The sequence below is a fragment of the Sphingobium jiangsuense genome, from assembly GCF_014196495.1.
GTDB classification, from domain to species: domain Bacteria; phylum Pseudomonadota; class Alphaproteobacteria; order Sphingomonadales; family Sphingomonadaceae; genus Sphingobium; species Sphingobium jiangsuense.
In genome coordinates, this window is record NZ_JACIDT010000014.1 from 46,140 (window position 1) to 59,200 (window position 13,061).

At 70.1% G+C, this 13,061-nt stretch carries 14 protein-coding genes; 13 read left to right on the top strand and 1 reads right to left on the bottom strand.

The features are described from left to right. The first annotated feature begins 91 nt into the window (after positions 1 to 91). From GGR43_RS17000 to GGR43_RS17060, 13 genes are all read left to right on the top strand, one after another. On the top strand, positions 92 to 955 hold the full coding sequence (locus tag GGR43_RS17000; protein ID WP_188073159.1) for a type II secretion system protein N: 864 nt from the start codon (positions 92 to 94) through the stop codon (positions 953 to 955). Further along, complete coding sequence (gene gspD, locus GGR43_RS17005) at positions 952 to 3,153, top strand: type II secretion system secretin GspD (protein WP_188073160.1); 2,202 nt, start codon at positions 952 to 954, stop codon at positions 3,151 to 3,153. The genes GGR43_RS17000 and gspD overlap by 4 nt, the downstream gene beginning before the upstream one ends. After that, the gene (gene gspE / locus GGR43_RS17010; RefSeq protein ID WP_188073161.1) at positions 3,150 to 4,742 is read left to right on the top strand and encodes a type II secretion system ATPase GspE; all 1,593 of its coding nucleotides are present in this window, start codon (positions 3,150 to 3,152) and stop codon (positions 4,740 to 4,742) included. Before gspD ends, gspE begins: the two co-directional genes overlap by 4 nt. Then, positions 4,735 to 5,967, top strand: a complete 1,233-nt coding sequence (gene gspF, locus GGR43_RS17015; protein WP_188073162.1) for a type II secretion system inner membrane protein GspF — start codon at positions 4,735 to 4,737, stop codon at positions 5,965 to 5,967. Before gspE ends, gspF begins: the two co-directional genes overlap by 8 nt. Positions 5,968 to 6,011: 44 nt before the next feature. Next, positions 6,012 to 6,509, top strand: coding sequence for a type II secretion system major pseudopilin GspG (gene gspG / locus GGR43_RS17020; RefSeq protein ID WP_188073208.1), 498 nt, complete (start codon positions 6,012 to 6,014; stop codon positions 6,507 to 6,509). 112 nt (positions 6,510 to 6,621) lie between these two features. After that, a complete protein-coding gene (locus tag GGR43_RS17025; RefSeq protein ID WP_281392519.1) occupies positions 6,622 to 7,116 on the top strand; it encodes a GspH/FimT family pseudopilin in 495 nt (164 codons plus the stop codon). Beyond that, positions 7,109 to 7,489 (top strand): type II secretion system minor pseudopilin GspI, encoded by a 381-nt coding sequence (gene gspI, locus GGR43_RS17030; RefSeq protein ID WP_284278104.1) that lies wholly within the window; start codon positions 7,109 to 7,111, stop codon positions 7,487 to 7,489. The genes GGR43_RS17025 and gspI overlap by 8 nt, the downstream gene beginning before the upstream one ends. Next, entirely contained in the window at positions 7,486 to 8,256 is a 771-nt protein-coding gene (gspJ, locus tag GGR43_RS17035; protein ID WP_188073164.1) for a type II secretion system minor pseudopilin GspJ, read from the top strand. The genes gspI and gspJ overlap by 4 nt, the downstream gene beginning before the upstream one ends. Beyond that, a complete protein-coding gene (gspK, locus tag GGR43_RS17040; RefSeq protein ID WP_188073165.1) occupies positions 8,249 to 9,250 on the top strand; it encodes a type II secretion system minor pseudopilin GspK in 1,002 nt (333 codons plus the stop codon). Before gspJ ends, gspK begins: the two co-directional genes overlap by 8 nt. Beyond that, a complete protein-coding gene (gene gspL, locus GGR43_RS17045) occupies positions 9,247 to 10,380 on the top strand; it encodes a type II secretion system protein GspL (protein ID WP_188073166.1) in 1,134 nt (377 codons plus the stop codon). Before gspK ends, gspL begins: the two co-directional genes overlap by 4 nt. Beyond that, on the top strand, positions 10,377 to 10,868 hold the full coding sequence (gene gspM / locus GGR43_RS17050) for a type II secretion system protein GspM (protein ID WP_188073167.1): 492 nt from the start codon (positions 10,377 to 10,379) through the stop codon (positions 10,866 to 10,868). Before gspL ends, gspM begins: the two co-directional genes overlap by 4 nt. Continuing rightward, positions 10,865 to 11,587 (top strand): type II secretion system protein N, encoded by a 723-nt coding sequence (gene gspN, locus GGR43_RS17055; protein WP_188073168.1) that lies wholly within the window; start codon positions 10,865 to 10,867, stop codon positions 11,585 to 11,587. The genes gspM and gspN overlap by 4 nt, the downstream gene beginning before the upstream one ends. A 14-nt stretch (positions 11,588 to 11,601) precedes the next feature. After that, positions 11,602 to 12,345, top strand: a complete 744-nt coding sequence (locus tag GGR43_RS17060) for a prepilin peptidase (RefSeq protein WP_188073210.1) — start codon at positions 11,602 to 11,604, stop codon at positions 12,343 to 12,345. Here the strand turns inward: GGR43_RS17060 and GGR43_RS17065 are convergent, their stop codons facing one another. Then, complete coding sequence (locus GGR43_RS17065) at positions 12,346 to 12,972, bottom strand: glutathione S-transferase family protein (protein ID WP_188073169.1); 627 nt, start codon at positions 12,970 to 12,972, stop codon at positions 12,346 to 12,348. Positions 12,973 to 13,061 lie beyond the last annotated feature (89 nt).

Below are 13,061 nucleotides of genomic sequence, written 5' to 3' on the forward strand. Positions count from 1 at the left end.
TCCGTAACATAGCCGTCATGGAGGCGTCATGAACGGCTTCTAGCAGCAGCCTGCTTCCACAGGGGAACGGGCGTTGAAATATTTTGCGGGCATGGGAAAGACAGGCGGCGAAAAGGTGGGCGGCATCGCCGACCGGCTGCGGATCATGCACTGGCCGCGCCTCGCGCAGGGGCTGCTGCTGCTGGCGCTGGCGATCCAGATCGTCCGCCTGTTCTGGGCGATCGTGACGCCGGTGGGCCCGCTGGGCGACTGGCGCGGGCGCACGGCCGATATTCCCGCCGCATCCGCGCGGGCGGCGCTGTTCGGCGGCTTCGACCCCTTTTATCCCGCCGCCCCGGCCAGCAGCGCCGGGCCGCAACAGGTGACCTCGCTGGCGCTGACGCTGTTCGGCATCCGCCTCAACGAGGGCTCCGGCCTCGGCTCGGCGATAGTGGCGAGCGGCGACGGCGCGCAGAACAGCTATGCGGTCGGCGACGAAATCGCGCCGGGCGTCGTGCTGAAGGCGGTGGCGTTCGACCATGTGGTGATCGACCATGCGGGCACGGAGGAAATGCTGTTCCTCGACCAGTCGTCCCCGGTTCCCCCCGCCGGCGGCCGACCGGACGAGCAGGGCGGCGATGCGCGGGACGGCGCGTCGTCGCCCTCCGCATCGCCGCCCGCAAGGCCTGTCGCCGGAAGCCTGACGGTTTCCGCGCTGAAGGCGGGCGTGGGTTTCGGCCCGCGCATGAGCAACGGGCGCATCACCGGCATCGTCCTCTCCCAGAAGGGGCCGGGATTCGAGGCGGCGGGCTTCCGCCCCGGAGACATCATCACGCAGGTCAACGGCAGGGATATAGGCTCGGCCGACGATCTCGCCGCCCTGCAACAGGCGCTCGCCCCCGGCGCGCGGATCAGCCTGACGGTCGAGCGCGGCGCGCAGGCCGTCCCCATAGCGATAGTGGTTCAAGGACAATGAAGAAGAAGCTGCTCCGGCTCTCCACCGCGCTCGCCCTGTGCTGCGCGTCCCTTTCCCTGCCGTCCGCGGCCCAGGCGCAGCAGACGCTGAACGTGCGCGACGCCGACATCCGCGCCTTCATTCAGGACGCCGCGCGGGTGACGGGGCGGACCTTCATCATCGACAACCGGGTGCAGGGCAAGGTGTCGGTGGTGACCGACCGGCCGCTGTCGCGATCCGAATATTTCGAGATTTTCCTTTCCACCCTGCGCGCCAACGGCCTCGTCGCCGTGCCCGCGCCGGGCGGCGCCTATCGCATCCAGCCCGCCGACGGCGCGGCGGGCCAGCCCGGCGGCGTGGGCCGAGCGGCCAGCCGCGACCAGTTCGTGACGGAGATATTCCGTCTGCGCTCGACCGACGCCGCCTCCGCCCTCGAAACGCTGCGCCCGCTGGTGAGCAAGGACGGGTCCGTCACCGCAAACAAGTCAGGGAACAGCGTCGTCGTCGTCGATTATGCCGACAATGTCGCGCGCATCAGCCAGATCATCCGGCAGATCGACCGCGACAGCGCGGCGACCGAGATGGTCGCGCTCAAAAATGCGGGCGCGCGGGAAATCGCCACCTCGCTCCAGGCGCTGATGGCGGGCGGGGGCGAGGGCAATGCCGCCGCCGCGACGGTCGCGGCGATCGATGCGAGCAACAGCATCGTGCTGCGCGGCCAGCCGGGAACGGTCGCCCGCCTCGCCCAGATGGCCCGCGATCTTGACCGGCAGGCGGCGAGCGGCACGGACATCCGCGTCTACTGGCTGGACCATGCCGATGCCGACAAGCTGATGCCGGTGTTGCAGCAATTGCTGGGGCAGGGCGGCGGCGCGGTGGCGTCCGCGCCCGTTTCCGGCGGGGGGCAGGGCGGCGCGAGCGCATCCGCCGCGCCCGCACCCGCCTCCGCGCCGGTCGCCGTCGCCAGCGCCGGGGGCACCGGCATCGCCACGCGCGGCCCGGCGATCGTCACCCGCTATGAGGGCGCGAACGCGATCATCGTCGCCGCCAATGGCGACGTGCAGCGCATGATCGGCGAAACCATCCGCCAGATCGACACGCGGCGCCAGCAGGTGCTGGTCGAGGCGATCATCGTCGAGATCAGCGATATCGCCGCGAAGAAGCTGGGCGTACAATTCCTGCTCGGCAGCACCAGGACAGGCTTTGCCGCGACCAATTACAGCAACGCGACGCCCAACATATTGACGCTGGCCGGGGCCTATGGGGCGACGAAGCTGGGAACGACGAAAACCACGGTGGTGGCCGCCGACGGCACCACCACCACGACCGAAACGACCGAGAACAGCGACCTTGCGGGCACGCTCCAGCAGGCGGCGGTCGATTCGCTGGCGGCGGCGACCGGCGGCTTCGGCGGCATCGCGACGCAGATCGGCCAGAACGGCTTTTTCGGCGCGATCCTCAATGCCGTCAAATCCGATACCGACAGCAACATCCTCTCAACCCCGTCGGTGATGACGCTCGACAATCAGAAGGCGTCGATCCTCGTCGGGCAGGAGGTGCCGATCACCACCGGCGAGGCGCTGAGCCAGAATTTCGACAACCAGTTCCGCACCGTGCAGCGCGAGAATGTCGGCATCCAGCTGGAGGTGCGGCCGCAGATCAATGCGGGCGGAGAGATCAAGCTGTTCCTGCGGCAGGAGGTGTCGAGCATCGCCGGGCCGGTTTCCAACAGCAGCAGCGACCTCATCATCAACAAGCGCGAGATCGAAACAACCGTCACCGTGGACGATGGCGAGATATTGGCGCTGGGTGGCCTGCTCGACGACAATGAGCGCAAGACGATCGAGCGCATCCCGCTGCTGTCCGACATTCCCGGCATCGGCGAACTGTTCAAGTCGCGCAGCCGCAGCCGCAGCAAGACGAACCTGATGGTGTTCATCCGCCCGACGATCCTGCGCAGCAAGGCCGACGCCGCGCGCCTGACGGCCCAGCGCTACGGCTATATTCGCGGGCAGCAGCTGGCCCGCAACCCCGACAGCGAACCGAGCCTCGATGAGCTGGTGCGCGATTATATGGGCGCGGTGCCGCCCGGCGCGCCCGCGCCGCTGCGGCCGGGGGACGAGATCATCCAGGGCGGCGTGGAAGCGCCGCAGGTGCGGGAAAGCTCGACCGTGGTGCGCCCGGCCGAAGTGCCGCCAAGCAGGGCAGAGCAGCGATGAGCAACGGGGAACGGGACGAGGCGGAAGGGACTCCGCTGCCCCTGGGGGCGGCCACGGGGCCGGAGGAAGAGGCGGGCGGGGCGCCGTCGGGCAAGCCCCTGCCGCCGCCGCGCGCGGTCGACATTCCCTATGCCTATGCCCGCGCCCATGGCGTCGTGCTGACGGGGCAGGGCGAGGACGGCCGGGCGCGCGTCGCCTTCCGCCAGGGCGGCGATATCGCGACGCTGCTGGAGGTGCGCCGCTATCTCGCCAGCAGCTTCGAGGTGGAGTTCGTCGATGCCGCGACCTTCGACCGCCACCTGTCCGATCATTATGCGATGGAGGGCAGCGCGGCGGCGATGGCCGGATCGATGCAGGTCGGCGAGGATGAGCTGGATCTGATCGCGGGTGACATTCCCACCGCCGAGGACCTGCTGGACAGCGCCGACGACGCGCCCGCCATCCGCCTGATCAACGGCATCATCGCCGAGGCCGCGCGGCAGGGCGTTTCCGATATCCATATCGAGCCCTATGAGACGGGCCTTGTCGTGCGCATGCGCATGGACGGCGTGCTGCGCGAGACGCTGCGCATGCCGCCCCATGTCGCGCCGGTGCTGGTGAGCCGCATCAAGGTGATGGCCCGCCTCGACATCGCCGAGCGGCGGGTGCCGCAGGACGGGCGCATCGGCTTGACGCTGGGCGGCAAGCTGCTCGACGTGCGCGTCTCGACCCTGCCCAGCCGGGCGGGCGAGCGGGTGGTGCTGCGCATCCTCGACAAGGAAAAGGCCGGGCTGTCGCTCGACGTGCTGGGCATGTCGGGGCATGCCGACCGCCTGTTCCGCGAGGCGCTGCATGAGCCGAACGGCATCATCCTCGTCACCGGGCCGACCGGGTCGGGCAAGACGACGACGCTCTATGCCGGCCTGCGGGAGCTGAACGACGGCAGCCGCAACATCCTGACGGTCGAGGATCCGGTCGAATATGCGATGGAGGGCGTCGGCCAGACGCAGGTGAATGCGAAGGTCGGCCTCAGCTTCGCGGCGGGCCTGCGCGCGATCCTGCGGCAGGACCCGGACGTGGTGATGGTCGGCGAGATACGCGACCGCGAAACCGCCGATATCGCGGTGCAGGCGTCGCTGACGGGGCACCTCGTGCTCTCGACCGTGCATACCAACGACGCGGTCGGCGCGATCACCCGGTTGCGCGACATGAAGATAGAGCCGTTCCTGCTCGCCTCCACGCTGCGCGCGGTCATCGCCCAGCGGCTGGTGCGGCGGCTCTGTCCCGACTGCCGGGAACCGGTGCAGGCGGACAAATCGGCCTGCGCGCTGCTCGGCCTCGATCTCGGCACGGTAATCTATCATGCGGAAGGCTGCGCGAGTTGCAACCATAGCGGATATAAGGGCCGGATCGGCGTGTTCGAATGCGTGCGCGTCGACGACACCATCCGTCGCCTCATCAACGAGGGCTGTGACGAAACCTTGATCGCGCGCCACGCATTCCTCAACGCGCCCAATCTGGGGTCGGCAGCGCGGATGCTGGTCTGCGCGGGTGAAACCTCGGCCGAAGAGGCGATCCGCATTTGCCGGCGCGAGGATGTGGATGACTGAGTTCACCTATCTGGCCGTCGACCGCCGGGGGCGCGAGAAATCGGGGCGGCTGCGCGCCGACACGATCGACCGCGCGCGGGCGATGCTGGATGGCCGGGGGCTGGCCGTGCTGAAGCTGGAGCAGGGGCGGGAGGCTGACGGCGGCGACCGGAGCGGGAAGGGGCGGCCGCTGCTTGCGTTGCGTGCGCGCCGCCTGTCGGCCAAGGGACTGACTCTCTTCACCCGCCAGCTGTCGACGCTGGCGCAGGTCAGCCCGCTGGAAGAGGCGCTGCGCACCCTGTCGCGCCAGACCGAAGGCGGCCCGGCCCGTGCGGTCCTTGCCAACACCCATATGGGCGTGATGGAAGGCCGCCGCCTTGCCGATGCGATGGCGGCCGAGCCGCGCAGCTTCCCGCCGCTCTATCGCGCGATGATCGCGGCGGGCGAGAATTCGGGCAGCCTGCCGGTGATCCTCGAACGCCTCTCGCGCCTGCTGGAACGGCAGGCGGCGATCCGGTCGAAGGTCATCACCGCCATTGCCTATCCGGCGGTGCTGGCGGGCTTTGCCGTGCTCGTCGTGGTCGCGCTGATGGTGCTGGTGGTGCCGAGGGTGGTCGAGCAGTTCGACACGGTGGGCCAGACCCTGCCGCTGCTGACGCGCATCGTCATCGGCATTTCGGACCTGCTCGCCCATTGGGGCTGGCTGATCGCGCTGCTGCTGGCGCTGGGCGGGCTGGCGGCGTGGCAGGTGCTGCGGCACGAGGGACCGCGCGCCCGGTTCGATGCGGCGCTGCTGCGTCTGCCGGTGCTGGGCCGCCTGATCCGCGACCTGCACGCCGCCCGCATGGCGCGCACGCTGGCAACGATGGTGGCGAGCCGCCTGCCGTTGCTGGACGGCCTCGCGCTCACCGCGCAGACGGTGCACAACCGGGTGCTGCGCCGGGCGAGCGAGAATATCGTCGAGGCGATCCGGGGCGGGGGCAGCCTGTCGGCGGCGCTGCGCCGGGCGGGCGTGTTCCCGCCGCTGCTGGTCTACCTCGCCGCGAGCGGAGAAAGCGCCGGGCGGCTGGACGAGATGCTGGAGCGCGCCGCGGAGTATCTGGAGCAGGAATTCGACACCTTCACCTCCGCCGCGCTGGCGATGCTGGAGCCTGTCATCATCATCGCGATGGGCGGCATCGTCGCCGTCATCATCCTCGCGATCCTGCTTCCCATCCTGCAATTGCAAAGCCTTACGGGGCTTTAGGAGGATCGATTATGAAGTTTTTTCGAAAGAAGCGCCGGGGCGGCATGGTCCGCCGTTCCGCCGAACACGGCTTCACGTCTTTAAGGCGCTCCGCCGAACACGGCTTCACGTCTTTGCGGCGTTCCGCCGAACACGGCTTCACGCTGGTCGAGCTGATGGTGGTGATCGTCATCATCGGCCTGCTGGCGACCATTGTGGCGATCAACGTGATCCCGGCGACCGACACCGCCCGCGTTGAAAAGGCGAAGGCCGATATCGCGGTGATCGAGCAGGCGCTGGAGCAATATCGCCTCGACAATCTGGGCTATCCCACCCAGACACAGGGCCTCGCCGCGCTGCTCTCGGCGCCCGCGGGCCTCGCCCAGCCGGAGCGCTATCGCCGCGGCGGCTATATCAGGAAGCTGCCGGACGATCCGTGGGGCCGCGCCTATCAGTACAGGGTGCCGGGCGAGAAGGGCGCGTTCGACATCATTTCGCTGGGCGCCGACGGCCAGCCGGGCGGGACGGAGGACAATGCGGATATTCGCTCCAGCGCCCTTTGACGCGAAGGTCGGAGGCGGGCGTTCCGCCCAACAGGGCTTCAGGTTTTTGGGACGTTCCGCCCAAGAAGGCTTCACGTCTTTGCGGCGTTCCGCCGAACACGGCTTCACGTCTTTGGGACGTTCCGCCGAACACGGCTTCACGTCTTTAGGACGTTCCGCCGAGCACGGCTTCACGTTGGTCGAACTGATGGTGGTGATCGCGATCATGGGATTTGCGTCGGCGGCGGTAATGCTGGCCGTGCCCGATCCGCGCGGGCGGCTGGTCGATGATGCGGACCGGTTCGCGGCGCGGCTCGCGGCGGCGCGCGACCAGGCGGTGATCGCGGCGCGGCCCGCCGCCATCTGGGTGTCGCCCGGTGCCTATGGCTTCGAAACCCGCGATAGGGACCGGTGGAGCGAGCCCGCCGATGCGCCTTTTCCCGTCACCCACTGGCGCGCGGGGACGCGGGCGCTGGTGGGGCAGGATGGAAAGACTGGCGGCCGCCTGATGCTGAGCTTCGACAGCACCGGACTTCCCGCGCAGCCCGCGCGCATCACGCTGATGCGCGACGAGGAGAGCGTCGCGGTCACGCTCGACGGCGCGGGCAGGGTGCGGGTCGGTGGGTGAACGCGGCCGCCTCGACAGCACCGAAGGGTTCACCCTGCTGGAGATGCTGGTCGCGCTGGCGGTGTTCAGCCTCGCCGCGCTGGCGCTGATCCGCTTGCAGGCGGTCGCGGTGCGCGCCACCGCCGATCTCGACCAGCGGCAGATGGCGCGCATCGTCGCCCGCAACCAGATGGTCGACCTGCTGACTTCCCCCGACATGCTGGCGATCGGGGAGGAGCAGGGCGAGGCTGAAAATGGCGGGCGCCAATGGCATTGGGAACGCAAGGTCGCCAGGACCGGCGAGGAAGGCGTCGTCCGCATCGACCTGCGCGTGACCGGCGCGGCGGATGCGTCGCCCGTGGTGCTGACCTTCCTGCGGGAGCAGCCGCGATGAGCCGCCCCGCCCAACAGGGCTTCGAGCCTTTGGAGCGTTCCGCCCAACAGGGCTTCGAGTCTTTGAGGCGTTCCGCCCAACAGGGCTTCACTTGTTCGGAGCGTTCCGCCCAACAGGGCTTCACTTGTTCGGGGCGTTCCGCCCAACAGGGCTTCACGCTGATCGAACTGCTGGTCGCGCTGTCGATCTTCGCGATGCTGGCGGCGGCGGGGGTGCTGCTGCTCGGCAATGCGGTGTCGGCTCAAGGCGCGGTGAAGCGGCATCTCGACGGGCAGGGCGACATGACGCGGGTGGTCGCGCTGATCGATCAGGACATGGCGCAGGCGCTGCCGCGCATCAGCCGCACCGAAAGCGGGCTTCTCGCGCCCGCCTTCTTCTCGCGTCCGCCTTCCGACGAAGCGCCGTTCCTGCATTTCGTGCGCGGCGGCTGGAGCAACCCGGACGACGCGCCGCGCGCGTCTGTGCAGAAAGTCGAATATTGGCTGCGTGGCGGCAGGCTGGAGCGGCGCGGTTATCCGATGGTCGACGGCGCGGTCGGGGACGAACCCGCGTTGCTGCTGGACGATGTGCGTGCGCTGTCCGTCGCCTTTCGCGAGCCGGGCGGCGAATGGATCGACCTCTGGCAGCGGGACAGGCCGCTCGCGATGCCGGTGGCGATGCGCATGGTCGTCACCCGCGCGGGCCAGCCGCCGCTGACCCTGCTGTTCCGCATCGGCGGCGGGCGGGAAGAGGCGTATAACGGGCAGAAGGAGGCAGGCGATGAATGACCGCGCTTCCCGGCCTCTTCCCGATCGCGAGCGGGGCGCGGCGCTGCTCACCATATTGCTGCTGGTCGCGGTGATGGCGGTGGTGTCGGCGGCGGTGCTGGAGCGGCTGACGCTCGCCACCCGCCTTTCGGCCAACAGCGCGGTGCTGGAGCAGGCGCACGCCTATGCCGACAGCGCCGCCTTGCTGGTCGGACGCCGTCTCGATGCGCTGATCGAGAAGGAGCCGGGCAAGCTGACACTGGCGGGCGGATGGCTGGGGCAGCCCCGGCCGGTCGCCGTGCCGGGCGGCAGCGTCGCAGTGACGATCCATGACGGCGGCAACTGCTTCAACCTCAACAGCCTGGTGGCGGGCAAGGACGATGCCGACCTGCGGCAGCGCCCGCTCGCCGTCGCCCAGTTCACCGCGCTGATGGAATTGCTCGGCGTGCGCCCGGCGCAGGCCCGGCTGGTGGCGCTGGCCGCCGCCGACTGGATCGACAGCGACAGCGTGCCGGTGCAGGGCGGGGCGGAGGATGAAAGCTATCTGGCGGGCGACCGGCCCTATCGCGCCGCCAACCGGATGATGGCGGACGCCAGCGAGCTTCGCGCGGTGGCGGGCGTCACGCCGGACCTCTACAACCTGCTGCGCCCGTGGATATGCGCGCTGCCGGCGGCCGACCTCTCTGCCCTCAACGTGAACACGCTGATGCCGCAACAGGCGCCGCTGCTCGCTATGCTGGCGCCGGGCAAGCTGACGCTCGACATGGCGCGGGCGATGATCGCGCAGCGGCCGGGCGGCGGCTATGACAGCACCGTCGCCTTCTGGGCCTTGCCCGCCGCACGCGGGGTGGTGCCGCTGGCGGAGGCGGCGCAGCAGGCCCAACTGATGACGCGGTGGTTCAAGGCGGAACTGGAAGTGGATATGGGGGGCACGGCGCTGCGCCAATGGGCGCTCTATGATGCGCGGTCCGCGCCGGTGCGGCTGGTGCGCATGACATGGGGAGACGAAGGGTGAAGGGTGCCGAAGGACTGATCGTCCTGCTGTCCCCCGACAATGCGGGCGATCCGCGCTGGTGGCGGGTTGCCGAAGGGCGCATCGGATCGCGGACGCAAGGGGCCGTCCCGGCGGGAACGGACGGCGGCGGGCCGGTGATGCTGGTGCTGCCGCCCGATGTCGCGGTGCTGCGCCGGGTCGAGCTGGATCCGGCGATGCCGCCCGCCCAGGCGCGCGCGGTCGCCATCCGCAAGGCGCTGGAGGCCGGGATAACAGACCCGGCGGAGATGCATGCGGCGGCGCTGGAGCCGGTGGAAGGCGGCGCGCCGGGGGTCTGGCATATCGCGGTCATCGCGCGCGCCGATCTGGCGCATTGCCTCGGCTGGGCGGGCGATCGGGGGCTGGATCCCGACATCGTGCTGCCGCTGGGGGCGATCCTGCCGGAGCCGGAGGAAGGCCCGGAGCAAGGTCCGGAGGAAAGCTATGTCCGCGCGGACCTGGCGGGCATCGCCGTAGCGCGCGGGCGCAAGGGCGCGGGCCATGCCGATGCCCCGTGGATGCAGGCGCTGCTGAGCGGCGTGCCGGTGGAGACGCTGCCGCCCGAAGAGGCCGAGGCCGCGCTGGTCGCGGCGCTGGCGCGGCCGCCGGTCAACCTGCGCTCCGGCCCGTTCGCGCGGAGGCGGCGCAGCGGTGCGGATGCTGCCTGGCTGCGGCGGATGGCGCTGCTGGCCGGGCTGCTCCTGCTCGTCTCGCTTTCCATCACCGTCGCGCTGATCGCCCGCAATGCGTGGAGCACATCGCGCCTCGACGCCCGCACGGTCGCCCTTGCGCGGCCCTTCGCGCCCGCCGCCGGGGATGCGGCAAGCGCGGCGGCGGAGATCGACCGGCTGGTGGCGGAAAGGGGTGGCGTTCACGCCTTCACCGGGCCGCTTGCCGGATTGATGCAGGCGATGCGCCCCGTTCCGGGCGTCAGCCTCGCCACGCTCAGCCTGAACGAGGACGGGCTGCTGCATGCGACGCTCGCCTCGGCGCGGGCCGAGGATATCAACAGGGTGCTGCTCGCGGTTCAGGGGGCCGGTTTCCGGATCACGGCGACCTCCTCGACCGATCCGGGCGGCCGGGTAATCGCGGAAATCACGGTGCAGCCATGACGGAAAACCTCAACCATTGGTGGAACGGCCGCGCGCCGAGGGAGCGACTGCTGCTGGCGATCATGCTGGCGCTGCTCGCGGCGGTGGCGGGCTGGCTGGGCGTGCTGCGTCCGCTCGAAAGCGGCCTGCGCGGCGCGATGCGCGCCAATGCCGAAGCGGCGGAACGCCATGCCGACGTGGCGCGCAAGGTCGACTGGTTGAAGGGCGGGCAGGACAGTGCCGCGCGCGCGCCGTCCTCGCTGCCGGTCGACCAGATCGTCGGGCAGAGCGCGGGCGAGGCGGGTTTCACGCTCGACCGGGTGCAAGCGCAGGGGCGCGACCGCGTGGATATCACCATCGCGACCGCGCGCCCGACCGCGCTGCTCGGCTGGATCGCCGCGCTGGAGGGGCAGGGGATCGCGGTCGACAAGGCGTTGATATCGCCTTCCGGCGCCACCGGGACGGTCAGCGCCCAGCTGGGCTTCCGCCGCGCGGGGAAGGGGACATGATCCGCGTCCTGTCCCTTTCCCGCCGTGCCGTCCTCCTGCTGGGGGTGGCATGTTTGCTGGCGCTGGCCGCCTTTTTTCCGTTGCGGATCGCGCTCGATCTTGCGGGGCTGGGCGCCCATGGCGTCACCGCGCGGCAGGTGCGGGGCAGCATCTGGCAGGGCGGCATCGACGGGCTGATGCTGGGTCCGGTCGGGCTGGGCGACGTCAGGGCCGCCGTCGCGCCGGGGCCGCTGCTGCTCGGCCGTATCCGCCTGGACCTGTCGCGCGAGGGGGAAGGGGACGCGCTGCGCGGGGCGTGGGTCAGCGGCTTCAACCACAAGGGCATAGCCGATGTGACGGGCAGCATGGCGGCGGGCGGCCTTTTCCCCGCGCTGCCGGTCAGCCTGCTCGAATGGCAGGACGTGACGGTGGAGTTCGCGGGCGATGCCTGCGCCCGCGCCGAGGGGCGGTTGCGCGTGCGGTTGAACGGCCCCTATGCGGGCCTCACCCTGTCGCAGGGGCTGGAAGGCCCGGCGACCTGCGACGGCGCGGCCGTCCTCTTTCCGCTCGTCAGCCAGACGGGGATGGAGCGTCTGTCGCTGCGTATCGATCGCGACGGGCGCTACAGCGCGAGGATCGCGGTGAAGCGCGCGAAGGATGGCGACGGCGCCGCTCTCGCCGCCGCCGGGCTGCGCGCGCAGGGCGAGGATTATGTGCTCTCGCTGGAAGGGCGGATGTGACTGCCTTTTCCGCCATGGTGCTCGGCGGCGGCGTGCTGGGCCTTATCTTCGGCAGCTTCCTGGCCGCGCTGGTGATGCGCTGGCCGGAGGGGCGGTCGGTCCTTTCGGGGCGATCGTGCTGCGATCATTGCGGGCGGACCCTGCACGCGGCCGATCTCGTCCCGGTGCTGAGCCATCTCGCCAGCCGGGGGCGGTGCCGTGGCTGCGGCGGCCGGATCGATCCCGTGCATATGCGCATGGAACTGGGCTGCGCGGCGATCGGTGTCGGCGCGATGCTGGCCGCGCCGGTGCCGCAGGCGCTGGGGTGGATGGTGCTGGGCTGGGGCCTCTTGGCGCTGGCGGTGCTGGACGCGCGCCATTATTGGCTGCCCGATGCGCTGACCCTGCCGCTCGCCCTTCTGGGCTTCGCCGTCGCGCCGTGGATCACGGGTGTCGGGCTGAAGGAGGCGCTGGTCGGCGCGGCGCTGGGCTATGGCGTGCTGCTCGCCCTGTCGCTCGGTTACCGCGCGGCGCGCGGGCGCGACGGGCTGGGGCTGGGGGATGCGAAGCTGCTGGGCGCGCTGGGGGCATGGTTCGGCTGGCAGGCGCTGCCGTTCATCCTGCTCGCATCCTCGCTGCTGGCGCTGGCGTGGGTGCTGCTGCGCGCGCTGAGCGGCTACGCCATCGATCGCACGACACGGATAGCGTTCGGCACCTTCCTGTGCATCGCGGCGATCCCGGCGGGGGTGGCGGCGCGCGGCCTGCTGGCATCCGGATAGCTACCCGCCCTGCTGCATCTTAGCGATCAGCGCGCCGTCGATCTCCTGTGCGCGCCGGTAGGCCGGGCGCTCTCGCAGGGGCAGGACATAATCGGCGAAGGCGGCGCGGTCCGGCATGGTGCCGAAGCGCAGGCCCCAGTCGATCTGCGCGCCGACATAGACGTCGGCGGCGGAGAAGCGATCGCCCGCGATGAAGCTCTTGCCCGCGACCGCCTGTTCCAGCGCGTTCATCACATCCTCGTAGCTGCCAAAGCCGACCGTCCTGCGCTGCTTCTCGTCCGGGGTCCAGTGAAAGGCGTGGCTGGTGACGGCCTGTTCCACCGGCCCGGCGGCGAAGAACAGCCAGCGATAATAGTCCGCGCGGGCGGAGGGTGGCGGGACCAGCCGCTTCTCCGGAAAGGCATCGGCGAGATAGGTGCAGATCGCCGCGCCCTCCGTCACCACCTGCCCGCGATGGACGATGGCGGGCACCTTGCCCATCGGATTGACGGCGAGATAGTCCGGCGCCTTCATCGTCGTGCCGTAATCGAGCAGGCGTTCCTCATAAGGCTCGCCCAGCTCCTCCAGCATCCACCGGACGATCTGTCCGCGCGACATGGGATTGGTGTAGAATATCAGCTCGCTCATCTGCATCCTCCTGTCGTTCTTCTCTTGCGGGGACGTTGGGTTCCCACGCACCCGGCCCGGCTATCAACGAAAACGGGCGGAGAATGACC